This window comes from Amycolatopsis cihanbeyliensis, assembly GCF_006715045.1.
Lineage (GTDB): Bacteria > Actinomycetota > Actinomycetes > Mycobacteriales > Pseudonocardiaceae > Amycolatopsis > Amycolatopsis cihanbeyliensis.
Genome location: NZ_VFML01000001.1, coordinates 6,203,170 through 6,227,960, shown reverse-complemented (window position 1 = coordinate 6,227,960; position 24,791 = coordinate 6,203,170). Strand labels below are relative to the sequence as shown.

Below are 24,791 nucleotides of genomic sequence, written 5' to 3'. Positions count from 1 at the left end.
GCGCGGCCACTCGGTACGCGGGAAAGGAGAGCTGCGAATGCATGTCGCCGAAACCGCGGTTCCCGGAGCGTACGTCATCACCCCGCACCAGCACCGGGACGACCGGGGGAGCTTCTACGAGTCCATGCGTGCCGACACGTTCGAGCGCATGCTGAACGAGCCCTTCGTGCCAAAGCAGATCAGCTACTCCGTGTCCCGCGGCAACACGCTGCGCGGCATCCACAGCGCGGTGACCCCGCCAGGACAGGCGAAGTACGTCACCTGCGTACGCGGTGCGCTGCGCGACATCGTGGTGGATCTGCGGGTGGGCTCCCCCGCCTTCGGCCGTTACCATTCGGCCGTGCTCGACGCGGCCTCGGGAGTTTCGGTCTACCTGCCAGAGGGCGTGGGGCACGGCTTCCTCGCACTCACCGAGGACACCTGTATCTGCTACATCATGTCCACGATGTTCGTACCCGGAACGCAGATCGATCTCAACCCCTTGGATCCGGATCTCGCGCTTCCATGGGGTTTCACCGAGGCGCCGCTCATGTCCGAGAAGGACACTCACGCGATCGGACTGGCCGAGGCGTTGTCCACCGGAATTCTCCCACTCTGGCGGCCGGCGTGATGGCGCCGGTCCGGATCGGCGTGCTGGGTTGTGCGGCCATCGCCCGGCACCGCATGCTTCCCGCCTTCGCCGCGGCCGCAGACACCGAGGTCGCCGCGGTAGCCAGCCGGGACGCGGCGCAGGCGGATGCACTCGCCAAGGAGTACGACTGCCGCGCGGTGCACGGCTACGCGGCCCTGCTGCGGGACGACACCGTCCAGGCGGTTTACGTACCGCTGCCGGCGGCGCTGCATGCCGACTGGGTGGAAGCGGCGCTGTGGGCGGGAAAGCATGTACTCGCTGAGAAACCGCTGACCACGGATCGGGACCGGTCCGCCCGGCTGTTCGAACTGGCCGGCTCGCTCGGGCTGGCGCTGATGGAGAACGTCATGTTCATCCACCACAGCCAGCACGCGCGGGTACGTCAGCTGGTCGCGGACGATGCCATTGGGGAGCTGCGAGCCTTCCAGTCCGCCTTCGCCGTCCCCAGGCTGCCGGGCGACGACATCCGCTACCGTCCCGAGCTGGACGGCGGGGCGCTCTGGGACACCGGCGTCTATCCGGTTCGCGCCGCGCTGCACTTGCTCGGCCCCGGCCTTCAGGTGGTGGGAGCCACCCTCACCAGGGGCACCGGCTACGCGGTGCACACCGCGGGCTCGGCGCTGCTGCGCAGCCCCGGGGGGATCAGCGGGCAGCTGACCTTCGGGCTGGACCACGCGTACCGCAATGCCTACGAGCTCTGGGGAAGCACGGGCCGGATCACCGTCGACCGCGCCTTTACCCCGCCCGCGGACCACGCGCCGGTATTGCGCCTCGAGAACCGGTTCGGCCCGCGGGAGATCCGGCTGGACCCGGACGATCAGGTGGCCAACACCGTTACCGCCTTCGTCGCCGCCGTACACGCGGGCGCGGCACCGCGAGCAGACTGCCTTGCACAGGCCGATCTGCTGCACGAAGTGCTCCGGCACGCCGGACCGATGGTCTCATCAGCCGGCTGGTCTCAGGCGGGCCGGATACCACATCCGGGCGTCGCACTGCCGGAATGCGATGGCCCGAGCTGCGCCCACTCATAGTCTGCCTGCGGGAAATCCGTGGTGGGCAGGGGATCAGGATAGATCGGGTGTTGGCGTGGTGGTGTCCGGCGCACATATGCCGAGCGCGCCTTGATGGCCAGGCGCACGGCTGCGCGCAACAACGGTGAAGGGGTGGCAACGCCGAACGCCCTGCGTAGGTGCGGGGTCAGCAGCGCGGGCACGACGGCCCTGGCGACCCGGGTTCCGATCGTGGTCAGCCGAGCAGGAAGCCATCCGACCAGCGGCCCGATGATGACATCCTGTGTCGCCCGGTAGAGCTTTTCCGCCTCGGGTGAATAGTGGACGTGAGTGTCGACGTAATCGTCGTGCAGGCGCACGAATTCGTCGTAGGACTCGGGAATACCGGTCATACCCATGTTCTTGCCCTGCTCCCTGAAATGCAGGCAGGCGGCCTTGCGCTCCTGTTCGCTCAGCGGGCGCCAGCCGTGGCGGTCGACCCACCGCATCTGGGTGAGCATGCTGGTGGCCAGCACGAACAGGTACATCTCATTGGTGATGGTGAACTCGTGCCCATGGGTACTGATGCTTTTGATGGCGTTGTGGTGAATGCGGTTCAACTGCCGGACCGCCGCTTTGCCGCTGGGCTCCCGGCATCCGCGCCGAGCTATTTCGAGGCTGATGGCGCCGTGGTGCTCCATTCGCCGCCGGGTGTTACCCGTCAGCTCGCCTGTCCGCACCAGTATATCGGCGATACCGCGCGGGGCGATACTGTTGTAGAAACCGAGTGCCCCTGACAGGCTGTAGTCCCAGGGAAACTCGGTTCCCATCGCGAGGTACCAGATACGGGTGTAGTGCGTCCCAACATCCATGCTCTCGATTTCGCGCAGCCGTGCGTACCGCTGCTCGGTGCGCCGCTTGCTCAGGAGTAGCGATACCATGTCATCTTTCCTTTCTCGGCAATCAGTCTGACTCGGACCGCTATGTCGTCACGATGACGTCCCTGATGTGCTCGAGTGTCTCGTCGAGGTCCTGCTTCAGCTTCGCCGTCCAGTCGGCGACGAACCGCTCCCGTGCCGTCTCCTCCAGTTCCTCGACGATCTTGTGGATCCCCGCGGTGGCTCTTCCCATCCGGAAGTGGTGGACGAGCACGCAGCCGTCCTCCGCGGCCTCGATGTCGAAGCCCCAGACGCTGTCCTGGCTTTCCTTGGCATGGGAGAGCATCATCCAGCGGAAGGTGCGACCGGGTTCGGCCGCGACGACCCTGGACTCGGTGTACCACGTGCCGCGTACCAGCGGAGCCCAGGAAACCACTTCTTCGCTACGCAGGTTCTCGCCACGGAAGATCGCCCCGACCGTCGACGGCTCACCGGAGATCCACTCTCCTCCTTTGCATTCCGGGCTCCACTCCGCGCTGCGGGTCAGGTCGCTGACCACCGCATAGACCTCATCCGGTGTGGCCGCGACGGGCAGATCGGCCCTGAGCTCGAAAAGCGGCGATTGTTCGATAATGGATGCATTCATGTCCAGATCCTCTCAGCGACCCTCCGCACCGGCCATCGGCCGGATCGGGGTTCGTCAGGTTTGTCATGCCTCCCTGCGAGGCCGGTGTAGCCGGCCGGACCGCACAGGGCCGCCGCCTCACGGTTGCTCGGTCATACGATCACGCCGGTGAGATCCGTTTCGGACGCGGGCGGCCGCACCGCGGCGGGCACGTGCGCGACGGGGGGCAGGGCAAGTACCGCACGGGCGATCGCATCCGAGTCACGCAGCGTCACCGAGTCCACCCCGGGGCGGATGCCGGCCTGGGTGACCCAGTGCACGGATTCGGTGGGAACTCCGTAGGCGAAGCGCCGCGGATGAGCCCTGCCCTCCACGTCGAGGAGCCGGTTGGGGCGCTCGGTGACCGCGAGCCCGCCGGTCTCGTAACTGACCCCGCAGGATCCGGCGATGCGATAGGGGGCGCACTGGTCGGTATCGAGCAGGTGGCGCAACAGCGGGTCCGACGTGCGGCACAGGTTGGGTACGGGCAGCCGGGCCTCGATGAGGATCCTCGACCGCACCGGGCGGCCGGGCACCAGACTGGACTCGGCGACGAAGGCGCGTCCGCCGGTGTCGATGCGAATCAGCGTGCCCGGCCCGGTGAGCTCCAGGATTCCGGCCTCGATCAGCGCGATCATCTCCTCGATCCGGGAAGCGGGCGGGCCGATCGAAAGGAACGCGTTGAGCGGGGTGTACCAGCCCTCCAGGTCGTCGCGGTGCGAGTTGCCATCCAGGCCACCGTGGTCCACCGCGAGCCTGATCTCGTTGCGCAGGTCCCGCAACACGTCCAGCGCCGATTTGAGCGGGCTGGAGAGATTGCCGGCCTTCGCCTCGTGGACGTCCCTTGCCAGGTACTCCAGCAGCCACGACCAGAAGTCGTCGCGGTCGATGAACTCGCGTCCACGATAGGGCATCGAGATCCGGTCCCAGTCCCATCGGTCGTCGGCGCCGATGCCGTACTCGGCCAGCAGCCGGGCCTGTTGCGTACCTTCCGGCAGGGGCAGGTACCGCTCGAGAAAGCGCTCACCGTCGCCCTCGCGGCCATAGGAGGCAAGGAGGGCGCCGTAGTAGACGCCCTCCACCTCCTTGGCGATAAGTGGCCACAGATCCTCGCTGAAGTTCACCCGCTCACCGTCCTCGGTGCGACCACGCAACTCCGCGATGAACTCTTCGGTGAGCAGCCGGGGCCGGTGCCTGCCGAAGGCGCCCTTCTCGTTGTCCCCACGGGCGTGGTAAGGAACGCCGCGACGCGAGCTCGCGGACAGTACGGGCTCCCGTCCTGACGACCGATAGACCAGACGTCTCCCCTCACGGACAAACGATCCGCCGCGGCCCACGGTGAACAGCGCCATATGATCGAAGAAGTTCAGGCCGAGGCCACGCAGCAGCACCGTCTCGCCCGGTTCGATCGTGCTCAGGTCCAGGTCGGCGGGATTGGCGGGGGTGAGATAGCTGAGGTGGTGGATACGGGCAAGGCTCGCGATCCTCTCCTGGTGGGGTGTGAGCCCCGCCGATACGTGCCCCTGTGCCAGGACGATGGCATCCAGGTGGTTGAGCCGAGTGCCGTTCTCCAGCCGGATGCCCTGCGGGCCGCCGGTGATGCCCTGGGTGTCGGCCATCGCGACGGCGCGCGACCGATGCACGTGGATGGTGACGTGCTCCGGCGCGTGCAGCACCACCCGGTGGAAACCGTCGTGGAGGTAACGCCCGTAGAAGGCGCGCGTGGGATAACAGTCCGGGCCAAGGTTGCGGGCCTCGGCAAGGATCTCGTCGTCGGGGGTGCCCTGCGGGCCAAGCGCGGCCATGTCCTTGGCCCATTCGTACAGGCTGGGACCCGGCTCGATCGGTCCTTCGATCTGCGCACTGTCGTCGGTGTAGACCGTGATCTGCGACGCCACGGTGTTCGTCAGAAGGTGGCGAGACTGGTCGGGGCGCCACACGGCGCCGGCTCCGGGAGTACACGGGTCGATGACATGCACGGTCAGGGCGGATTGTGCGGGCTTCTTCCGCTCGTTGGCACACAGGCGTTCCAGAACGGACAACCCTCTGGGGCCGGCGCCGACGATACAGACCTCGACCTGACTGCTGCGCATACCAGCACCCCGTTCCTGGAGGACAGTCATACCCAAACGAGTTCAGCCACTCTGCGTTCCCGAACCCAGCCGCCTGGCCAGTTCGAGTCTTTTGATCTTGACCGTCGCGGTCTGCGGCAGATCTGCCTGCCTCCATTGGACCGGATCCGACATCGCCGGGAGGTTCGCCACGGCGGCCTTCCAGGCACTCTGGTTCAACGGTTTGTCGTCCTTGGTACACACCACCGGAACCGCTGCCCCGTTTCCGCCCGGAATGACGATGACCTCGACCAGTTCCTCCATCCTGGCGAACAGCGCGTCCTCGATCGCCAGGGTGCTGCCGATCCCCTGGATCACGTCGACTTCGCGATCGAGCAGATGCAAGCAACCCCATCTCGTGCGGTAGCCGACGTCGCCCATCCGCCACCAACCGTCGTTGGCCTGCTTCTCGTAACGTTCATGTTCGCCCAGGTAGGTCACGATCCGCCCATCGCTGCGAACCTCGATGTAGCCGGGTGAGGACTTCGAAGGCGGTTTCCCGTCGCGGCTCACCACCCGTACACCGGTCATACCGGGGAAGGGCCTGCCGACGCAGCGCCCGTCGGCGTCGGCACCTCGTTTCTTGTTGTAGGTACGCCCGGCGATGGGGCCTACCTCGCTCTGCCCGTACATCTGTACGAACTGCGGCGACCTACGACGCGACGCACTGAGCAGGAGGTGCACCGTCCTTGGATGAATAGCGTCGAACGTACTGCTGAAGAACCTGACGTTGGCAAAGGCATCCCGTGGATCGTCGACCAGTTCTTCCCAGCGCATGAACGAGTTGGGGTGGGCCTCGATCACTCCGGGTGGCACCTGCTGGAAAATGTCGCCCACGGTCACCGGGTCGTCATCCGCCAGGATGACAAGGGGGAATCCTTGCAGCAGCCCAATGGGCATGGCGGTATACATCCGCGAGTGCACGAAGGAAACGTGTATCGCCAGGGGATCGTGTTTGCGGATGAGGCGGACCACGGAAGCCTGCGGCCGGTAGCGCGCCTGGAAGGTTCGTCCGGTGTGTACGGCCAGTTTCGGCACACCGGTGGTCCCGGAGGTGTGGGTGATCAGTGTCGGGTGCTCGGGAGGCATCTGGACGGCGGGGACCCGTTCAACCCCGGCGAACGACCGCAGTTCCGTCGCGTTCGGATAGCTTCCCGAGGTGAGCAGTACCCGCTCCACGAGTTCGAAGACCGAATCCGGGAGCTCCTGTTCGAGCTTGGTCTGATCGGTCACCAGATACGGCCGATCCACCCGGCGGGCCAGTTCGGCGACCGTCGTACCATCCAGCTTCGGTGACAACAACACCGGAACGGCACCGATCCGCGCGATGGCGCAGGCCAGGATCGAGATGTCGAAGCCATTGGACTTGTAGATGACCACCCGCTCCCCCGGCCGGACCTTCGCGGCCCAGAACCGGGAGGCGAAATCATCGATCAGGTTCGCGATCTCGGTCACGGTCATCCGGCGCCCGACCTCGGGTGCGATGTCGAGATCGTGATCGAGAACCACGAAGTTCGCCGGATACCTGGCCGCCGCGCGCTCGAAGAGCGTGCCAAGCCGAATGCCCCGATTCCATACGCGCTGCAGAAACATATGTCCGCCTTCTCGTTCGCGGCTACCGTGCGTCAGCCGGGTAACAGGCCTGTCGAGACCGGTCCCCGGCACGGGCAAACCGCCCCCTGACGTCCAGGTCAACACTGCTCGATCGCACCCCTGATGCGGGTCCGTTCATGGCCAGAAGCCTGCTGGCGCACCCGCACACCGGTCAAAGAGCGTAAGAAAGGTACGTCAAGTCGCGGATTCCGGCCGGTGGGTACTCCATGCCGGGCGTGCTGGCATGGCAGCATGTGGACGTGTACGCAGCCTATATAGATCAACTCGGCCCGGCCGAGAACATTCGTTCCGGTGAACTGGCCGCCCCGAAGCCGGGGCCGACCGACGTGCTGGTCGATGTCACGGCCACCACGGTCAATCCGGTGGACACCTTTGTCCGCTCGGGTGCCTGGCGCACCCCGATCGAGTTCCCCTTCGTGATCGGCCGCGACCTGGTCGGCACGGTCGCGGCCACCGGCCCTGGCGCGGTGGGGTTCGCCGTCGGCGATCGGGTCTGGTGTAACAGCCTCGGCCACGGTGGCCGTCAGGGAGCCGCCGCCGAACAGGCGGTCGTACCGGTCGACCGGCTCTACCACCTGCCGGGCTCCGTTCGCGCGGCGGACGCGGCCGCGGTGCTGCATCCGGCCGGCACCGCCTATCTCGCGTTGTTCACGCATGGCCGGCTTCGGGCCGGAGAAACGGTTGTGGTCGCGGGCGCGGCCGGAAACGTCGGCGGCGCGCTGGTCGTGCTGGCCGCCGATGCCGGCGCCCGTGTCATCGCGACCGCCAGTGCGCAAGACGAGCAGTACTGCCGGGCGCTGGGGGCGGCGGAGGTCATCGACTACCGCGATCCGGCGTTGCCACAACGTATCCGGGACGTCTGTCCACAAGGAGTCGACGTCTACCTTGACACGTCAGGGAAGAACGATCTGGAGACCGCGGTCGATCTGCTCACCTTTCGCGGCCGCGTCGTACTGCTTGCCGGGCTGCGGACGCGGCCAGTGCTGCCGGCAGGCCCGCTCTACCTGAAAGACGCCTCGATCGTCGGTTTCACCATCTCACACGCCACCACCGTCGAACTCGCCGAAGCGTCCCGCACCATCAACCGGCTGCTCGCCGGCGGAGGGCTACGCGGCCGGACAATCGAGGAAGCGCCACTGACCGCCGCCGCCGAAGCGCACGCCAGGCTGGAACGGGGCGAGCTGCACGGCAAGCGGCTGGTCCTCTGCCCGGAGCTCGACCGCTGACCGGCCGGCCCCGCGGCACGGTCACCATCTCGGCCTCCCCGCACCGCGTCCCGGCACCGGCCCGGTTCGGCTACAGCATCGTCCAGGCGTCAGTCAGCGCGTCGCGGAGGATCTGCTCGATCTCGTCGAACTGCGGCTGGTCGCAGATCAGTGGCGGGGCGAGCTGGATGACCGGTTCGGCGCGGTCGTCGGCGCGGCAGTACAGGCCGGCCTCGAGCAAGGCGCCGGAGAGGTGCCCACGCAGTACTCGTTCGGACTCCTCGTCGGTGAAGGTTTCCTTGCTGGCTTTGTCCTTGACGAGTTCGATGCCGTAGAAGAACCCGGCGCCGCGGATGTCCCCGACGATCGGCAGGTCGCGCAGTTTGTCCAGGGTGGACCTCAAGGAAGCCTCCTTGGATACAACGTGCTCGTAGAGGTTCTCGCGTTCCAGCAGTTCGAGGTTCGCCGTCGCCACGGCGCAGGAGACCGGGTGCCCGCCGTAGGTGGAGCCGTGCATGAACGTGGTGGTGCCGTGCCGGAACGGTTCCATCAACCGTTCGCCGGCCAGTACCGCGCCCAGCGGTGCGTAGCCGGAGGTGAGTCCCTTGGCTGTGGTGATCAGGTCAGGCTGATACCCGTAACGAGCGGCGCCGAACTCGTGGCCGAGCCTGCCGAAGGCGCAGATCACCTCGTCGGAGACCAGCAGCACGTCATACTGGTCGCAGATTTCCCTGACCCGCTGGAAGTATCCGGGTGGCGGGGGGAAACAGCCACCGGTGTTCTGCACCGGCTCCAGGAACACGGCCGCGACGGTGTCCGGCCCCTCGAACTCGATGGCCTGCGCGATCTGGTCGGCGGCCCACCTGCCGAACGCCTGGTAGTCGTCGCCATGCTCGGGCGCCCGGTAGAAGTTGGTGTTCGGTACGCGCAGGCTACCGGGAACCAGGGGTTCGAAATCCTGCTTGGCGGCGGGGATTCCGGTGATGGACAGCGCGCCCTGCGAGGTGCCGTGGTACGCCAACGAGCGGCTGATCACCTTGTGTTTGGTGGGTTTCCCGGTCACCTTGAAGTACTGTTTGGCCAGTTTCCATGCGGTTTCCACGGATTCGCCGCCACTGACGGTGAAGAAGACGCGACCGAGGTCGCCGGGGGCCGCGTTGGCGAGCCGCTCGGCCAGTTCGATCGCGGTCGGGTGGGCCTGCCCCCAGAGCGGGAAGTACGCGAGTTGCCGGGTCTGCCGCGCGGCCGCCTCGGCCAACTCCTCCCGCCCGTGCCCGACCTGGACGGCGAAAAGGCTCGCCAGACCGTCGAGGTACCGCTTCCCGTTCGAGTCCCAGAGGTAGGCGCCCTCGCCGCGCACGATCACCGGAACCCGCGCGTCGGCGAAGCTCGAGTGCCGGGTGAAGTGCAGCCACAGGTGCTCGCCCGCCGAGCGGGCGAGGTCGTCGGCCTCGACCGGTGTGGATGCGGCTGTGACAGTCATGGTCCCTCGCAGGAGAGTCGGTACGGCCGCCGGTTCGACACCCGGCCCGCGTGGTCATCTCCGTTTATCGCACACAAATCGACCCAGCGCAAGTGAATCAGTTGCCGAACATGTCAGTTGCAACGAAATTCATGTCATGCGGCAGGTACAGCCACGGATTCCGCGGTCCACGGTCAGCGGGTGCCCCACTGGTAGGACTGCTTGCGCAGCTTGAGGTACATCAGGGTCTCCGCGTTGCGCACACCGGGCAGGGTGCGGATCCGGTTGGAGATCAGGTCCAGCAGCCCGGCGTCGTCCTCGCAGACGGCCTCGCAGAGCACGTCGAACCGGCCGGCGCAGATGATCACGTAGTCGATCTCGGCCATCTCGGCGAGCGCGTCCGCGACCGGCTCGAGTGGACCGTCGACGTTGATCGCGATCATCGCCTGCCGGAAGAGTCCGACCTGCATCGGATCCGAGACGGCCACGATCTGGATCACGCCCGCGTCGGAAAGCCGTTGGACGCGCTGCCGGACCGCGGCCTCGGAAAGGCCGACCGCCTGGCCGATCGTCGAGTACGGGCGGCGGCCGTCCTGTTGCAGGTGTTCGATGATCCGCTTGGAGGTGTCGTCGAGCAGCGTGGCCGAGGCGCGCTCGGCGGCGGGGGTCTTCCTGTTCACCGGCGCATTATCTCCACCGAGGCCGCCGTCGGCCATGGCGCCACGCCCGACCGGACGACGTCGACGGGAACACCCGACACCAAGCGAATCCAGCGTCATGGTCGCCATAAACAACGGATTCCGTTCCGACTTTGGCGTTGACATTGCTGATTCCGTGTTGTTCCATGCGTCACACAGCAGTTGCCGCCGACCACGGAGAACCGATGAGTGAGCAGCAGACCTTCCGCAACTTCGTCGACGGCCGGCACACCGACTCCGCCGAAGGACGCACCCTGGACATCGTCGACCCGGCCACCGGAGCTGTGTACGCGACCTCGACGCTGTCCGGACAGTCTGATGTGGACGAAGCGTGTGGCGCGGCGGCGGCCGCGTTCGAGAGCTGGCGGGACAGCACTCCGGCCGAACGTCAGCGCGCCCTGCTACGGATCGCCGACGCGCTGGAGTCGCGGTCCGAGGAGTTCGTCCGCTGCGAGTCGGCGAACACCGGCAAACCACTGGCGCTCACCCGGAGCGAAGAACTTCCGATGGCGATCGACCAGGTCAGGTTCTTCGCGGGCGCGGCGCGGGTGCTGGAAGGCAAGGCGGCAGCGGAGTACCTGCCCGGGCTCACCTCGTTCGTCCGGCGCGAACCGGTCGGCGTCTGCGCCCAGGTGACCCCGTGGAACTACCCGCTGATGATGGCCGTCTGGAAGATCGCCCCCGCGCTGGCCGCCGGGAACACGGTGGTGCTCAAGCCCTCCGACACCACCCCGGCCTCCACCGTCCTGCTCGCTGAGTTGGCGGCGGAGTTCCTGCCGCCGGGGGTGCTCAACGTGATCTGCGGCGACCGGGACACCGGCCGGGAGCTCGTCGCGCACCAGGTCCCGCAACAGGTGTCCATCACCGGTTCGGTCCGCGCGGGGATCGAGGTCGCGGGCGCGGCGGCGACCGACGTCAAACGGGTGCACCTGGAGCTCGGTGGGAAGGCACCGGTGGTGGTTTTCGACGACGCGGACGTCGAGGCCGCGTCCGCGACCATCGCCGAAGCCGGGTACTTCAACGCCGGCCAGGACTGCACCGCTGCCACCAGGGTGCTGGCGGCGGCCGGCGTGCACGACGACTTCCTGGCCGCGCTCGCCGAGAAGGCGCGAGCGGTACGTACCGGTCCGCCCGACGAACCGGATGTCGCCTACGGCGCGTTGAACAACGCCGCCCAACTTGCCAAGGTCGGCGGGTTCGTCGACCGGTTGCCCGACCACGCCGAGGTGCACAGCGGTGGCAGGCGGGTGGGCGAGCGCGGCTTCTTCTACGCGCCGACAGTGGTCTCCGGGTTACGTCCCGGCGACGAGATCGTCCGGGACGAGGTGTTCGGGCCGGTCATCACCGTGCAGCGGTTCACCGGCGAGGAGGAGGCGGTGCGCCTCGCCAACGGCGTCGAGTACGGGCTGGCGTCCTCGGTGTGGACCCGCGATCACCCCCGCGCGATGCGGATGTCCCGGCGCCTGGACTTCGGCTGCGTCTGGATCAACGCGCACATTCCGCTCGCCGCCGAGATGCCGCACGGCGGCTTCCGGCATTCCGGCTACGGCAAGGATCTCTCCCTGTACGGGCTGGAGGACTACACCCGGGTCAAGCACGTCATGACCAGCCTCGGGGAGTGAACCGGTGACCACTGCTTCGCCCGCGATGCCGGCCGAATGGGCCCCGCACGAACGGACCTGGATGGCGTTCCCTCCGCCGAACGGCACCTTCGGCGAGCCGGGTTCGCCCGTGCTCGCCGCGGCCAGGCGGCGCTGGGCGCAGGTCGCCAACACCATCGCCGCCTACGAACCGGTCACCGTGGTCGCCGGAAGCGGGCAGCGGGCGATCGCGAAGGAACTCCTGCGCGCCGACGTCGACGTGGTCGAGATCCCGCTCGACGACGCGTGGATGCGCGACATCGGACCCAGCTTCGTGTACGAGGACGCGACGCCCACCGGGCTGGCCGCCGTGGACTGGGTGTTCAACGGCTGGGGCGGCCAGGGCTGGGCCACGTGGGCCGACGACGACCGCGTCGCCGCGACCGTCGCCGGCCTGGCGGGGCACCCGGTGCGCCGCTCGGCGCTCACCCTGGAAGGTGGTGGGCTCCAGGTCGACGGCGAGGGCACCGTGCTGCTCACCGAGACCGTCCAACTCGACCCCGGCCGCAATCCCGGATGGACCCGCGAGCAGGTGGAAGCCGAGATACACGCGCGGCTCGGTACCAGCACCGCGATCTGGCTGCCGAGGGGCCTCACCCGCGACTACCACACCTACGGCACCCGTGGGCACGTCGACCTGGTTGCCTGCTTCCTGCGGCCCGGGGTCGTGGCGGTGCACACCCAGACCGATCCGGCGCATCCCGACTTCACGGTGTCCGAGCAGATCGCGGAAGTCCTGCGGTCGAGCACCGACGCCAGGGGCAGGCGGCCGCGGGTGGTCGAACTCCTCGCGCCGGAGGTGACCTTCGACCCCGACGGCGAGCCCGTCGACTACTCCTACGTCAACCACTATCTCGCCAACGATGTCCTCGTGCTCGGCGCCTTCGACGACCCGCGGGACGCCGCGGCGGCGGAGGTCCTCGGCCGCGCCTTCCCCGGCCGCACCGTGGAGCTCGTCGACGCGCGCGGCATCTTCGCCCACGGCGGCGGCATCCATTGCGTCACCCAGCAACAGCCCGCCACACCACCCCGAGGAAGTCCACCATGCGACTGATCACCGCCGAGGTCCCCGAATCGCCGGCACGGGTGACCGAGCCGACGCGTCCGCCGCTGGTCGCCGGCCTCGTGCAGACCTGCTGGCACGCCGACCACGCGGAGCACCAGGCCGTGCTGCTCGACGGCATCCGCACCGCCGCCATGGCCGGGGCACAGGTCGTGTTCCTGCCCGAGCTCACCCTGTCCCGCTATCCCGCCGACATCCGCCCGGACACCGGCAAGGCGACGGCCACCGCGGAGGATCTCGAGACCGGGCCGACGTTCTCCTTCGCCGCGAAAGCGGCCGCCGACACCGGGGTCGCGGTGCACGCCTCGCTGTACGAGCGAGCGGAAGGGCCGGACGGGCTCGGGTTCAACACCGCGATCCTGGTGTCGCCGGAAGGGCGACTGCTCGGCCGGACCCGGAAACTGCACATCCCCGTCTCCGCCGGCTACTACGAGGACCGTTACTTCCGCGGGGGGCCGGCAGGGCCGGACCCGTATCCGGTGGTGGAGCTCCCTGGTGCGGAAGGAAAGCCGACCGCCCGGCTCGGCCTGCCGACCTGCTGGGACCAGTGGTTTCCCGAGGTCGCAAGGGCCTACTCGCTCGCCGGTGCCGAGGTACTCGCCTACCCGACCGCCATCGGCTCCGAGCCGGACCACCCGCGCTTCGACACCCAGCCGCTGTGGCGGCACGTCATCGTCGGCAACGGCATCGCCAACGGCATGTTCATGGTGGTCCCCAACCGGTGGGGCGACGAAGGAACCCTCGCCTTCTACGGCTCGTCGTTCGTCTCCGACCCCTACGGGCGGGTGCTCGCCTCGGCTCCGCGGGACGCCGACGCGGTGCTGGTCGCCCCGCTCGATCTCGACCAGCGGCGGGACTGGTTGGCCTTGTTCCCGTTCCTGGACACCCGCCGACCCGACACCTACACCTCGCTCATTCGGCCGATCGGAGACTGAGATGGACGACGCGGAGTTCCGGCGGGAGCTCGACCGCAGGCTCGACCTGCTGGCCGACCCGGCCCATCCGGATCCGGCCAGAACCGGCCTCCCCGGCCGCGACCTCACCGTGCTGGCCGTGCTGGCGGTGGCGCTCATCGCCGCCATGCTGGCCTGGGGTTACCCGTGGTGACCCCGGCGGACCACTCCCCCGCCGCCGATCCCGCGCCGCCCGCCGCCGGTCGAGTCTCCGGGCACGTGGGAAGGTTCACCGAACTTCCGGTGCTGCGGCACGAGCGCATCTGGGGTTTCTGGCAGTTCACCTCGGTCAACGTCGGGCTGGCGATCGCCACCTGGGCCTTCCTCACCGGCGGCACGATCGCGATGTTCGCCGGGGTCAGGACCGCCATCGCCGCCACCGTCATCGGCAACCTGGTGGGTGTCGTCCTGATGGCGGCGGCGACGTGCCTGCCCTCGGCCAGGTACGGCGTCGAGCAGTACACCGTCCTGCGAACGGTCTTCGGGCTCAACGGCGTGCGCACGCTGATCGCCGTCATGATGCCGTTCGCGCAGGCCGGCTGGAACGCGGTGCTGGCTGTCATGTTCGGGCGCGCGGTCACCAACGTGCTGAACTCGGTCTTCGGTACCACGTTCGCCCCCGACAGTGCGATGGTCGTCGCCATGTCGTTGCTGGCGCTGTTCCTGGCCTGGCTGATCGTGGCGCGCGGTCCGGTTTCGATCGAATGGGTCAACAAGATCGTCGCCCCGCTGCTCGCCGTGCTGACCGTGGTGATGCTGATCGCGTTGCTGCGCGCCCATTCCTGGACCGAGTTGAGCGCCGCGCAACCGGTCGCCGCGCTCGGCGACGACCGGTTGAACTTCACCCTCGCGCTGGAACTGAGCTTCGCGACCGGGTTCTCCTGGTGGACGATCATGGGCAACCTGGCACGGCTGACCACCACCCCGCGCACGGCCTTCTGGCCCAACATGATCGGCCTTTTCGCCGCCTCGGTGGTGGCCGGTCTGATCGGCACGTTCGCCGCGCTCGCGCTCGGCGAGATCGACCCGACGATGTGGATGGTACCGCTGGGCGGAGTGGTGCTCGGCGTGCTGGCGCTGTTGTTCATCGCGTTCGCCAACGTCACGAGCATGGTGGCACAGACCTATTCGGGTTCGCTCGCGGTGATCAGGGCGGGCGGGTCCGTGGTGCGCCGAATCCCCTGGCCGCTGTTCGTGGCGCTCATGTTCCTGCCCTCGGCCGTCGTGGTGTTCTGGCCCACGGCCCTCTACGACAACTTCTTCAAGTTCATCGCCTGGGTAGGGCTGGTCATGGCACCACTGACCGCGGTGTATCTGGTGGACTTCGTGCTGCTACGAAGCCGAACCCTGTGGCTACGCGACCTGTACGAGCCCGAGGGCGTCTCGCGGTACTCGTTCTGGTGGGGCTTCAATCCGGCGGCGTTCCTCGCCGTCGCGGCCGGCGCGGTGACCTACTCGTTGCTGCTCAACCCGGTGACGTTCTCGTCGGCGGGCCTGTTCACCTACACGTCGGCATCGCTGCCGGCCTTCCTGGTCACGGCCGCGGTGCATACCGTGCTGACCGTGCTGTGGGTGCGGCCGGCGGGTAAGGGTGGCTACCGGGAGGCGTTATGAGTGATCACGTGTGGTACTCCGGCGGCAGGGTGTTCACCGGTGCCGCCTCGGTGCCGTGGGCCGAGTCGCTCGTCACCCGCGACGGGCGGATCGAGTTCGCCGGGTCGGATGCCGAGGCCGCGGTCCGCTGCAAGCACGGTGAGGCCGATGTCCTTCGGGTGGACCTCGACGGACGGACGGTGCTGCCCGGCTTCGTCGACGGGCACGCGCATGTCCTGATGACCGGGGAGGCCGGACTGCGGGCACATCTCACCGACGCCGACGACCCGCGGCGGATCCGGCAACGGCTGCGGGAATGGGCCGAGGCCAATCCCGACGCGCCGCGGGTTCTCGGCCGTGGCTGGTTGTTCTCGGCCGTGCCCGACGGCAGGCCGACCCGGACGTTGCTCGACGACATGATCCCGGATCGGCCCGTGTACCTCGACGCGAACGACTACCACTCGGTATGGCTGAACAGCGCCGCGCTGACCGAACTGGGCATCACCCGGCACACACCCGACCCACCCGGCGGCCGGATCGTCCGCGACCCGGTCACCGGTGAACCGACCGGGCACCTCGAGGAAACCGCCGCCCAACACCTCGCCTGGCGGTTCCTCGCGGAGACCACCGCGGATGCCGACCGGGATCGTCACCTGAGGGAAGCGACGACCGCGTACCTTTCCAGCGGCGTGACGTGCGCGGTGGACATGATGCTCGACGAGCATGGACTGGCCACAGTAGACCGCGCCGAGCGCGAGGGCACGCTCGATCTACGAATGGTGGGGCACTGGTTCGTTCCCCGCGGCCCCGACCCGGATGAGCAACTGGCCCAGGTACGGCACGCCGCCGACCTGTCGGCGCGGCACCGCTCCGACCGGTTCCGCGTCACCGGTATCAAGCTGGTGGTGGACGGCGTGATCGACGGCTGTACGGCGGCTATGCTGAAGCCCTACGCCGACGGCGACAACGCCGACCCGATCTGGGACTTCGACTCGCTCGCCCCCGTGGTCACCGCGGCGGACGCGGCGGGCCTGCAGGTGGCGCTGCACGCCATCGGCGACCGTGCGGTGCGGATCGCGCTCGACGCCCTCGAACACGCGCGCCGGATCAACGGACCTTCACTCAACCGGCATCGTATCGAGCATCTCGAGTACGTCGATCCCGCCGATGTGCCCCGGTTGGCGGAACTCGGTGTCACAGCCTCCATGCAGCCGGTGCACGCCGACCCGGCGATCCGGGACAACTGGGCGGCGATGCTCGGCGACGAGCGGGCCGAGCGCGGGTTCGCCTGGCCGGAGATGACCGGGGCGGGCGCGCGCCTGGTCCTCGGCACCGATGCGCCGACAGCACCGCATCCGCCGCTGCCCAACATGTACATCGCGCACACCCGCAAGTCGGCCCTGAACCCGGAGCTTCCCGCGCTGCAACCCCATCTCGCGCTGCCGCTGCTGGCGGCGATCACGCACGGCACCGCGGACTCGGCGTGGGCCTGCCACGCCGAGTCGGCCCTGGGCGTGTTACGACCGGGACTGTTGGCGGATTTCGTCGTGCTCGACGTCGACCCGTTCGAGGGAGAACCGGATGCGCTCCTGCGTGCGCGCGTACTGCGCACGGTGGTCGGCGGCCGCACCGTGTGGCAGGCCTGACGAGCGGCAGCCTCGGCCCTGGTTCGACCACGCACGGTACCAACCTTAGGCCGAATCGGTTAACACGAAATCGGTTATCATGGTAATCAATTTTCATGGGCACCGGTGAATGCCCCGTTTGCCAGCAGGAACAACCGAGATTCGTGCGTTCGACCGGTTCGGCTTCGCCTTTGTTGCCTCCGAAGTCGCTGCACCTCCGGTCACCGACCGCCTATAGTGATCGCTTCACGGTGGCGCGGTCGGAATGGGGAGCCGCGCGTGGAAGGGGGCCGATGCCTGCCGGCGTACCCCGCTTGTCCGGTCTCGGCTCGGTTACCGGCGGACTGGTCGAGAAACTGTTGGCTCGTCCGGACGGGCGAAGCAGTGCGTTGCCCGTCGTCGTCGCACTCGGTGCGCGGGGCACCGGGAAGTCGGCGCTGCTGGACGCGGTGGCCGCGCGCTGCGCGGAGCTCCCGCACGCCTACCTCGACTTCGAGCGGCACGATCGGGAGAACATCCAGCCCCGAGAGCTGCTCGGGCACCTCGCGTTCGATCTCGGCCGGTACCGAAAGCAGTTCGGCCGGTTGGCGTTTCCCCGGTTGTGGCTGTGCATGCTCGTGCTGAGCGCCCCGGTGGAGCTGCACGACCGCCGAACCGCGCTGCGCAAGATCCGTGAGCTGCTGGCGCAGAACCAACCCCTGGAACAGAATCGCGAGGCCATCGTCGACGTGGTGCGTCTCGCCGGCGGGGTTGCCCCTGCCGGTGGGCTCAAAGGCTGGCCCGAGGCCACCGACCTGTTGCTGCGCGGACTCGGCTGGTACGACCGGCGGCGCCTGATCGGCAAGATCAGGGCATTACCCGGTGGCACCGGTAACCACGAGGACTTCCTCATCGAGATCGCCAAGCACGCGCAAGGTGACGAGGAGGACCGCGCCGCTGTCGACGCCACCTTCTGCGACGCCTTCCTCGCCGACCTACGCCAGGCATACCACGGCATCAACCGTTCTCGCCGCACACTCAACAGCGTCGTCCTGCTGGACAACGCGCACACCCCGGGTGGTCACACCTTCCTGCGGGCCCTGACCGAGGCTCGTCACCGCTGCGGCGGCGAGCCCGACCCGCTGGTGGTGGTCGCCACCAGCCGGAGGTGGAACCGGAACTGGAACGAGAGCTGGTCCCTGCTGACTCCGCAACGTGGTGCCACTCCGCGGAGGCGACCGACAGCGCAGCGGACGAACGGCCTGCGAGCACCGGCCCCGCGGCAGCCGTCCGATGTGGAGTCGGACTGGGCGGCAGGGTCGGCCCAGCCGGAGCCACGGTGGTACCCGTGGTACCTGCTCGAACTCGGTGCCCTTTCCGAGGACGACGTGGTGGATATCGCCGCCCGTGGCGACATCCACCCGACGTCCCGGCTACCGCGATTTCTGTACCGGCTCACCGACGGTCATCCGGGCGCTGTCTCCGATGTCGTCGCCGCGGTGGCGCATCGCTACGACGCCCGCAACCCCGGCAACCTCCGTACCACGTTGCAGGCAGGCGTCCCGGTCGAGGGCGGTGCGGAGACGACTCTACTCGGCGCGACGCAGGCCTACCTGACGCAGGACTTCTCCGTGCCGAGCCGGCAGGATCTGGTCACCGCGAGCGCCGCGCGCGACGTGGAGACGCTGTTCCACAAGGACATCGTCGACCTGCGCAACCCGGCGGAGGAAGGCGCGCTGTTCAAGGAGCTCGGCGACCTCCTGTGGTTGCGTGCGGAACCGGGGCACGAGGAGCTCCAGTACGTCCTGCACCCCTGGCTGCGCCGAATCCTGTTGCAGGAACTCGCCTCCCGTGACGAGGACCACCCGCTGAACTGGGAGCGGGTGCACACCCGATGCCGGGACTTCTACGAGAAGAACGGCCGAAGCGTAGCGGCGCGTTATCACGACCTGGCGCTGGAGAACGTCGCCGCGGTGGTCACGCACCTTGGCAAGCCGTTCGTCGACGGCCGGCACGCGGAGTTCGACGTGGCCGCCGCCGAGGCGTGGCTCGCCGAGCTCGACATCATCACCGCGGCGCCCAACCGGTTGGTCAAGACGGCCGAACCGTACGACCAGTTGGAGTCGCACGCCGGAGACGCCGACGGCAACCTGGAGACCACCCTCTCGTGGCTGGTGGTCTCGCTGTGGATCGCGGGGGACCCGCTCGGCGACCCGGGCGGGACGCTGAACTCGACGATCGAGGGCGGCTTCCACCAGCTTGCTCACGGCCGCGGACGGGGATCAATCCTGTTGCACGAGAGGGCGGAGAGATACCGATGACCGCACGGGGTGACCGGATCAGACCACCACGGCCGACCTGGTCGAAGTGGATGGTGGCAGGTGGAGGTGTACTGCTGCTCGCCGTCGCGCTCGTCGCCGTGTTCGTGGTGGTGCCGGAGATCGACGAAGCCGGGCGCCGGTGCGGTGCCGGCGTGGAGAAACGGGGCGAGCACGCCGAATGCATCGGCGTCACCGACGGCGGTTACGTGTTCTCCCCGGAACTCACCGGGGTGCAGGAGGACATCCGCGCGGAGAACGAGTCGGTCGCCGGATCGGGCAAGCCCTACGTGACCATCGCGGTCATGCTGCCGATGACCCTGGCCGAGAACGACATCCTGTCCGCCGAGTGGGTGCGGCATCAGCTCCAGGGTGCCTACATCGCGCAGCACCGGGCGAACACCACCCGGTCCTGGGGAAGCCTGCCCCTGATCCGGTTGGTGCTGGCCAACCCCGGCAGCCGCCTGAACCACTGGGAGCCCGTGGTGGACGACCTCGTCGGACGGGTGCGGGACGAACGCCTGGTCGCCGTCACCGGCATCGGGCTGAGCCTGGACACCTCGCGAGACGCCATGGAGCGGTTGTCCCGGAACCAGATCCCGGTCATCGCCTCCCACCTGGCCGCCGACGAGTTCTCCGAGATCCCCGGGTTCATGCGGGTCTCCCCGACCAGCTCCACCTACGGTACGGCCGCCGCCGAATACGTTCGCTCCACGGCGCACACGGCGACGATCGTGCAGGACATCAACCCCGACGACCTGTATCCGGAGACGTTGGTGGAGGCATTCACCGGCACGTTCGAGGACGACACGCACCACATCGTCGGCCGCACCGAGGTGTACGACTCCAGCCTGCCGGGGATCGAGAACACGTTCCTGCAAATGATGCCGAACATCTGCGGGAACGAGGCGGAGGTGGTGTACTTCGCGGGCCGCGAGAACCACCTCACCGCGTTCGTCGCGGAACTGGCACAGCGCCCGTGCCTGGATCGCCCCATCACCGTGCTGACCGGTGATCTGGCCCTGATCCGGCCGCCGAGCCCGGAAATGCGCCGGGGCCTCGAGGCCAACGTGACCGTGCTGGGTCCCGGCCTGGCCCACCCCGACGCCTGGGCCACCGAGCCACAGGCGTTCAACCCGGCGGCGATCGCGAGCTTCCAGGAGCCGCACTGCACCGACTGCTTCCGCGCGGTGTTCCCGGAGGAACGGCTGGACGACGGGATCGCCATCCTCGCTCACGACGCCGTGCTCACCGTGGTGTGGGCGATCCGCGGAATCCCACGCACCGCACCGGCCGAGGTGACGGCCAAGGACGTACTCCAGGCCAAGAACCGGTTACACGGCGAGCTGGCGGTCCCCGGCGCCAGCGGCATGATCTCGTTCGACGACCGGGGCGACCCGGTGCGCAAGGCGGTCCCGATCCTGCGAGTACGCCTGGACGACACACCCGAGTACGTCCAGCTTTCCACCCCCACCGGCTGAGGGAACAGGATGTCGCCGAACTCCGTGCACCGGCCGGTGTGCGGGAACCGCGACGGCCGACCGCACGCACCCGTTCCTCAGCCTTCGGCGCGCCGCCGCGCGGCGCGTTCGACCTCGTCCAGGTCGTCGGCGGTGACGAGCCGACGCTGCGCGGCCCGCTTGGCCACGGCGAACCGGGCGTTGAACAGCCTGCCGTCGCGCGCGGCCGTGTAGGGATCCAGCGACTCGCCGAACGCGATCCGGGAGATCTTCTTGATCGCCTCGTCGACCCGCCGCGGATCGGCGAGGTTCCACGCGTCACCGCCCCGCCAGTAGCGCACCCGCTGGTGGATCTCCTGATGCGTCGGCACCCGCTGCTCGTCGTCGGCGCCGGCCAGCAGTGGCTCGGTCAGTGCGAGCGCGACGAACCAGACCTTGGAATGACGGCTGAGGGCCTCCGGTGCCTCCGCGGTGGGCGCCGCGACCGGCGCCCGCGTGCCACCGCCGGAGGGCAGCTCGGTCAACTCGCCGTGGCGGGTGCCACCGGACACCACGAACGTGAGCGCGAGGTCGCTCGACCGCCCACCGGCGAACACCACCAGCTCGTTCTTGCCGTCGTCGAGCGCGATGGACATCCCGCGGACGAGGGTGACCCTGCGCGCGCCGCCAGGGGCGTCGAAAAGGCTGGACAGCATCGCCTCGTTGACACCGCGCCAGGTGAGCCGCACCCCGGTCTCGGTCACCGCGAGGTCACCCAGCACCCGGGACACGTGCGGCGCGCAGCCGGGTATCGAGACCGCGTACCTGTCGGGTTGGCGGCCTCCTCGATGGGGTGCGCGACCGAACACCAGGCGCTCGCCGACGGACAGCGCGATCGGATGCAGCTCCGGTGAGCGCACCATGACTCGCAGCGTCGCCACCCCCTCGCGGCTCACCGGGCCCACCCGTCGAGCCGCCAACCGGCCGAGTTCGCGGCCCACCACAACACGCCGCCCAGCGCCAGCGGCAGTACGACCGGCAGCGTAACGTACTCCGCCGCCAGCGCGAAGCCGAACACCAGCGTGAGCACCTTGGCGGCGAGGTAGACGTACACGCCCCGCACCCTTCGCAGCCACACCCCGGCGAGCGCGCCCACCGACACCACCGACTCGACCAGCGCCAGCATGCCCAGTTGCAGCTCCAGGTCCGCGATATCGCCGCCGTGCTCGACCTCCTCGGTCACCAGCTCGATACCCAGCAGCAGCGCGTAGCCGTTCAGCAGGGTGAGGACGATGAGCACGATCACCAGCACCGGGGTGAACCTGTGGTGGCGGCGCAACGCCTCCCGCCGTGACCCCAGCGGCGGTCGCGTGGACTCCTCTTCGCCCTTCATCGCGGCACATCCTCGACCTGGGTGAACCCGAGCGGCTCGATGTCCTGACGCGGCAACGGTTGCTCGTAGATCAGCGCGCTGATCCCCGTGCCCACCGTGTACTCGAGGTAGGAGTCGGTGGTGGCGTCGCGACCGTAGTAGGTCTGGCAGGAGCCCCCACCGGTGTAGTACACGCCGTCCATGGCGGGCGCCGGCACCCGCGAGCTGTTGGAGCCGTGTCTCTCCCACCGGTAGGTCGGCGTGAGCGAGGCGCAGTACGACACCGGCAGCCCCTTGAAGATGTAGTAACCGACCAGCTTCCCGTTGCCTGCCTGCAGGTAGACGTAGGCGAGCTTGTCCGGCTCGTCCCAGGTCTCGATCCAGTAGTTGATGGTGGCCCTGGTGGGGCTGTAGCTCATCCTCTCCGCCGGTTGCGCCGCGGTGAGCCGGTCGTAGCCGCTCTGCTGCCGCGCGAGCTCGTGGTCCTGCGAGCTGTCCTCGGTGCAGCCGGTGGCGGCCAGCGCCACGGCGGCGCCGATGACCGCCTTCCTTGTCATGCCTCGCATGAGGTCTCCTCCTCGTCGACATCGAGCTGGTAGGGCAGCTCCGAGGCGCGGAACTGGCCGGTGGTGCCACGCTTGCGCGCGTCGGCGTTGTAGCTGTGAATGGAAGCGTCGCGGCCGGAACGCAGGGCGGTCAGGGTGGCCTCGATCCGCTCCACCCGCCGCGTATCGGCCGTTTCCCGCTCGGCTTCGAGCCGTGCGATGGTGCGCTCCTTGCCCTGGATACCGGCGCAGAGATCGAAGAAATGCTCGTAGGAGGCGATCCGGTAGCCGCCGTCGGCCACCGTCTGCTCGCGCTGCGAGGTCTCACCCCGAGCCTCCGCGGTGGTCTGGCTGAACCATCCCCAGCCGAAAGTCCACATCAGACCGAGTACCAGGATGCCCACGATCGCGATGGCACCGAAGCCGATCGCCGCACCGCCGTACCGCAAGCCGTCGTTTGTGGTGTTTCCCATGTCCATTCCTCATCTTCGAGTTCGACCTAATCCTGAATGGACAGCTTCTCTTCCTTCTCCCGCACGACGGAAACCGACATTCCATTGTCGAACTCCAGCGCGCCCTTGAAGACGAGCGTGCCGTGGGTGAAGTCGGCCGGAACCTCGATCGCGATCCAGACGTAGTCGTCCCGGTCGGTGAGGTTCTTCGCCTCGCGCGTGCTCCCGTCCGGTAACCGCATGGTGATCCACTCCGGGATCAGGCTCCTGCCCTCGTCGAACACCTCCATGTCACCCCACAGCAACAGGTACGCGCTGTCCTTGGCGGCATGTTGCCGCGCACCGTAGCCGCGGTAGTACGCCAGCCGGGCCGAGACCAACTGGTAGCTCGCGGTGCTGTCGGCGAACCGGTCCCCGGCACGCGCGCGGACGGTCAGCTCCCCGCTCAGCGAGGCCAGATCGGTACTGACGTCCGCACGTCCCAGCACCGCGGGGTTGTCCTCGCCCGCCTCGCCGGTGACCAGGGAGACGGTCTGCCGCAGCCCCCGCTCGGCCAGCACCAGGTCGGCCGTGCCGGCGCCCCGTGGCACCGACACGAGCAGCACCCGCTCGGCGCCCGCGGACAGCGACCGGGCTCCGGGCAGCGCGCGCTCGTCCTCGCCGATCCGTACGCGCAGCGAGGTGTCCCTGGTGGCCTGCCGCTCGCCGCCCTTTTCCAGGATGAGCCGCTCCACCTCGGCGTCGGCCGACTCGCCCTCGATCCCGGTGATCGCAAGGGCGAGCAGCCGGTGGCCCTGGGCAGGCGCGCGTACCGCCTCGCCCCGGCCGAACCGGTCGAGCTCGCCGTGGCCGGTGATCTCGACGCCGTAACCCCAACCTCGCATCACGACCGGCTCCTCGGCCTTCGGCGGGGCTATCCCCTGCCGCTGTGCCGCACCGGGTTCGAGGAGCCGCAGCAGGTCGGCGCCGGCGGGCGGCGCGGGCGGGACGACCAGGCCGCCGTCCCCGCCGGCGGGGTCCCGCCCATCGGGCCGCGACAGCTCCACGCCGTCGGGCAGGCGCTGCGTCCGCGCGCCCTCCGGGATGGGCGCCACCTCCAACCGCACCCCGCCATCGGTGCGCTCCCCCTTGCTGACGTCGGTGCGCAGCCAGTACGCGCCCTGCTCCGAGTCCGGCAGGTAGACGGCACCGCACCACACCTCCGGCCGGACCGCGACCGCGTCGCCCTCCGGCTCCCCCTCGGCGGCGAAGTAGCAGCGAGTGTCGTCATTGACCACCCCGTCGCGGTCCTGCGCGAGGGCGGCCAGGTCCCATTCGGCCGCCCGCAGTACCCCGCCGGCCTTGGCGACGGTCTCACCTTCCCACGTGTGCGGCACCGGTTCCGACCACAGCAGGTACCCGCCGACCCCGCCGGCGGCGAGCAGCACGGCGGTCACGCCGAGCGCCACCCATCGCCATCGGCGGCGGGGCGCGCTGGGTGGCGGGAACGCCACGGTCGGAACGTCGCCGCCAGTTGCCGGCGGCCAACGGTTGTCTTCGGTCATCATTCACCGCTTTCGT

The 24,791-nt window shown here is 68.6% G+C and carries 22 protein-coding genes; 11 read left to right on the top strand and 11 right to left on the bottom strand.

Translation table 11 applies throughout. The features are described from left to right. Positions 1-37: 37 nt before the first annotated feature. Positions 38-610, top strand: coding sequence for a dTDP-4-dehydrorhamnose 3,5-epimerase family protein (locus tag FB471_RS28455; protein WP_142001368.1), 573 nt, complete (start codon positions 38-40; stop codon positions 608-610). After that, positions 610-1,662, top strand: a complete 1,053-nt coding sequence (locus tag FB471_RS28450) for a Gfo/Idh/MocA family protein (RefSeq protein WP_142002622.1) — start codon at positions 610-612, stop codon at positions 1,660-1,662. The genes FB471_RS28455 and FB471_RS28450 overlap by 1 nt, the downstream gene beginning before the upstream one ends. Here FB471_RS28450 and FB471_RS28445 read toward each other — a convergent pair. From FB471_RS28445 to FB471_RS28430, 4 genes are all read right to left on the bottom strand, one after another. Next, complete coding sequence (locus tag FB471_RS28445; protein ID WP_142001367.1) at positions 1,590-2,561, bottom strand: oxygenase MpaB family protein; 972 nt, start codon at positions 2,559-2,561, stop codon at positions 1,590-1,592. The genes FB471_RS28450 and FB471_RS28445 overlap by 73 nt on opposite strands. 40 nt (positions 2,562-2,601) lie before the next feature. Then, complete coding sequence (locus tag FB471_RS28440) at positions 2,602-3,144, bottom strand: SRPBCC family protein (protein WP_142001366.1); 543 nt, start codon at positions 3,142-3,144, stop codon at positions 2,602-2,604. A gap of 131 nt (positions 3,145-3,275) precedes the next feature. Then, positions 3,276-5,255, bottom strand: coding sequence for an FAD/NAD(P)-binding protein (locus FB471_RS28435; RefSeq protein ID WP_142001365.1), 1,980 nt, complete (start codon positions 5,253-5,255; stop codon positions 3,276-3,278). A 42-nt stretch (positions 5,256-5,297) separates the two neighbouring features. Next, positions 5,298-6,866: a class I adenylate-forming enzyme family protein gene (locus tag FB471_RS28430; RefSeq protein ID WP_142001364.1), complete on the bottom strand. Its 1,569-nt coding sequence runs from the start codon at positions 6,864-6,866 to the stop codon at positions 5,298-5,300. Positions 6,867-7,093: 227 nt separating this feature from the next. Between FB471_RS28430 and FB471_RS28425 the strand changes: the two genes are divergently transcribed. Then, positions 7,094-8,113, top strand: coding sequence for an NADPH:quinone reductase (locus FB471_RS28425; RefSeq protein WP_246076638.1), 1,020 nt, complete (start codon positions 7,094-7,096; stop codon positions 8,111-8,113). 70 nt (positions 8,114-8,183) lie between these two features. Here FB471_RS28425 and FB471_RS28420 read toward each other — a convergent pair whose 3' ends face one another. Further along, the gene (locus FB471_RS28420; RefSeq protein ID WP_142001363.1) at positions 8,184-9,575 is read right to left on the bottom strand and encodes an aspartate aminotransferase family protein; all 1,392 of its coding nucleotides are present in this window, start codon (positions 9,573-9,575) and stop codon (positions 8,184-8,186) included. Between the two features lie 173 nt (positions 9,576-9,748). Then, a complete protein-coding gene (locus FB471_RS28415; protein WP_342779484.1) occupies positions 9,749-10,234 on the bottom strand; it encodes an Lrp/AsnC family transcriptional regulator in 486 nt (161 codons plus the stop codon). Positions 10,235-10,437: 203 nt separating this feature from the next. Here FB471_RS28415 and FB471_RS28410 point away from each other — a divergent pair, with 203 nt between their 5' ends. The 8 genes from FB471_RS28410 (at position 10,438) to FB471_RS28380 (ending at position 20,904) form a co-directional block, all read left to right on the top strand. Continuing rightward, positions 10,438-11,874, top strand: coding sequence for a gamma-aminobutyraldehyde dehydrogenase (locus FB471_RS28410; protein WP_142001361.1), 1,437 nt, complete (start codon positions 10,438-10,440; stop codon positions 11,872-11,874). Positions 11,875-11,878: 4 nt separating this feature from the next. Next, complete coding sequence (locus FB471_RS28405; protein ID WP_246076637.1) at positions 11,879-12,946, top strand: agmatine deiminase family protein; 1,068 nt, start codon at positions 11,879-11,881, stop codon at positions 12,944-12,946. After that, positions 12,937-13,890 (top strand): nitrilase-related carbon-nitrogen hydrolase, encoded by a 954-nt coding sequence (locus tag FB471_RS28400; RefSeq protein WP_142001360.1) that lies wholly within the window; start codon positions 12,937-12,939, stop codon positions 13,888-13,890. The genes FB471_RS28405 and FB471_RS28400 overlap by 10 nt, the downstream gene beginning before the upstream one ends. 1 nt (position 13,891) lies before the next feature. Then, positions 13,892-14,062 carry a hypothetical protein gene (locus FB471_RS34275; RefSeq protein ID WP_170220961.1) on the top strand — a complete coding sequence of 57 codons (171 nt, stop codon included), beginning with the start codon at positions 13,892-13,894 and terminating at the stop codon, positions 14,060-14,062. Next, positions 14,059-15,522, top strand: coding sequence for a purine-cytosine permease family protein (locus tag FB471_RS28395; RefSeq protein ID WP_211358166.1), 1,464 nt, complete (start codon positions 14,059-14,061; stop codon positions 15,520-15,522). The genes FB471_RS34275 and FB471_RS28395 overlap by 4 nt, the downstream gene beginning before the upstream one ends. Further along, on the top strand, positions 15,519-17,147 hold the full coding sequence (locus FB471_RS28390; protein ID WP_142001359.1) for an amidohydrolase: 1,629 nt from the start codon (positions 15,519-15,521) through the stop codon (positions 17,145-17,147). Before FB471_RS28395 ends, FB471_RS28390 begins: the two co-directional genes overlap by 4 nt. Before the next feature lie 368 nt (positions 17,148-17,515). Then, complete coding sequence (locus FB471_RS28385) at positions 17,516-19,426, top strand: hypothetical protein (protein WP_142001358.1); 1,911 nt, start codon at positions 17,516-17,518, stop codon at positions 19,424-19,426. Further along, positions 19,423-20,904, top strand: coding sequence for a type 1 periplasmic-binding domain-containing protein (locus tag FB471_RS28380; RefSeq protein WP_142001357.1), 1,482 nt, complete (start codon positions 19,423-19,425; stop codon positions 20,902-20,904). The genes FB471_RS28385 and FB471_RS28380 overlap by 4 nt, the downstream gene beginning before the upstream one ends. Positions 20,905-20,981: 77 nt before the next feature. Here FB471_RS28380 and FB471_RS28375 read toward each other — a convergent pair whose 3' ends face one another. The 5 genes from FB471_RS28375 to FB471_RS28355 are packed head-to-tail and all read right to left on the bottom strand — an operon-like array spanning position 20,982 to position 24,724. Beyond that, complete coding sequence (locus tag FB471_RS28375) at positions 20,982-21,818, bottom strand: hypothetical protein (RefSeq protein WP_246076636.1); 837 nt, start codon at positions 21,816-21,818, stop codon at positions 20,982-20,984. Further along, positions 21,815-22,255 (bottom strand): hypothetical protein, encoded by a 441-nt coding sequence (locus FB471_RS28370; RefSeq protein ID WP_142001356.1) that lies wholly within the window; start codon positions 22,253-22,255, stop codon positions 21,815-21,817. The genes FB471_RS28375 and FB471_RS28370 overlap by 4 nt, the downstream gene beginning before the upstream one ends. Further along, a complete protein-coding gene (locus tag FB471_RS28365; protein WP_142001355.1) occupies positions 22,252-22,800 on the bottom strand; it encodes a hypothetical protein in 549 nt (182 codons plus the stop codon). The genes FB471_RS28370 and FB471_RS28365 overlap by 4 nt, the downstream gene beginning before the upstream one ends. Further along, positions 22,788-23,252, bottom strand: a complete 465-nt coding sequence (locus tag FB471_RS28360; RefSeq protein ID WP_142001354.1) for a hypothetical protein — start codon at positions 23,250-23,252, stop codon at positions 22,788-22,790. The genes FB471_RS28365 and FB471_RS28360 overlap by 13 nt, the downstream gene beginning before the upstream one ends. A 26-nt stretch (positions 23,253-23,278) precedes the next feature. Further along, positions 23,279-24,724 carry a hypothetical protein gene (locus FB471_RS28355; protein ID WP_142001353.1) on the bottom strand — a complete coding sequence of 482 codons (1,446 nt, stop codon included), beginning with the start codon at positions 24,722-24,724 and terminating at the stop codon, positions 23,279-23,281. Positions 24,725-24,791: the final 67 nt, after the last annotated feature.

Excerpts from the sequence above, each read along its gene's own strand:
- FB471_RS28455 (WP_142001368.1), top strand. The coding sequence starts at position 38 with ATGCATGTCGCCGAAACCGCGGTTCCCGGAGCGTACGTCATCACCCCG.
- FB471_RS28450 (WP_142002622.1), top strand. The coding sequence starts at position 610 with ATGGCGCCGGTCCGGATCGGCGTGCTGGGTTGTGCGGCCATCGCCCGG.
- FB471_RS28445 (WP_142001367.1), bottom strand. The coding sequence starts at position 2,561 with ATGGTATCGCTACTCCTGAGCAAGCGGCGCACCGAGCAGCGGTACGCA.
- FB471_RS28440 (WP_142001366.1), bottom strand. The coding sequence starts at position 3,144 with ATGAATGCATCCATTATCGAACAATCGCCGCTTTTCGAGCTCAGGGCC.
- FB471_RS28435 (WP_142001365.1), bottom strand. The coding sequence starts at position 5,255 with ATGCGCAGCAGTCAGGTCGAGGTCTGTATCGTCGGCGCCGGCCCCAGA.
- FB471_RS28430 (WP_142001364.1), bottom strand. The coding sequence starts at position 6,866 with ATGTTTCTGCAGCGCGTATGGAATCGGGGCATTCGGCTTGGCACGCTC.
- FB471_RS28425 (WP_246076638.1), top strand. The coding sequence starts at position 7,094 with ATGCCGGGCGTGCTGGCATGGCAGCATGTGGACGTGTACGCAGCCTAT.
- FB471_RS28420 (WP_142001363.1), bottom strand. The coding sequence starts at position 9,575 with ATGACTGTCACAGCCGCATCCACACCGGTCGAGGCCGACGACCTCGCC.
- FB471_RS28410 (WP_142001361.1), top strand. The coding sequence starts at position 10,438 with ATGAGTGAGCAGCAGACCTTCCGCAACTTCGTCGACGGCCGGCACACC.
- FB471_RS28400 (WP_142001360.1), top strand. The coding sequence starts at position 12,937 with ATGCGACTGATCACCGCCGAGGTCCCCGAATCGCCGGCACGGGTGACC.
- FB471_RS34275 (WP_170220961.1), top strand. The coding sequence starts at position 13,892 with ATGGACGACGCGGAGTTCCGGCGGGAGCTCGACCGCAGGCTCGACCTG.
- FB471_RS28390 (WP_142001359.1), top strand. The coding sequence starts at position 15,519 with ATGAGTGATCACGTGTGGTACTCCGGCGGCAGGGTGTTCACCGGTGCC.
- FB471_RS28380 (WP_142001357.1), top strand. The coding sequence starts at position 19,423 with ATGACCGCACGGGGTGACCGGATCAGACCACCACGGCCGACCTGGTCG.
- FB471_RS28370 (WP_142001356.1), bottom strand. The coding sequence starts at position 22,255 with ATGAAGGGCGAAGAGGAGTCCACGCGACCGCCGCTGGGGTCACGGCGG.
- FB471_RS28365 (WP_142001355.1), bottom strand. The coding sequence starts at position 22,800 with ATGCGAGGCATGACAAGGAAGGCGGTCATCGGCGCCGCCGTGGCGCTG.
- FB471_RS28360 (WP_142001354.1), bottom strand. The coding sequence starts at position 23,252 with ATGGGAAACACCACAAACGACGGCTTGCGGTACGGCGGTGCGGCGATC.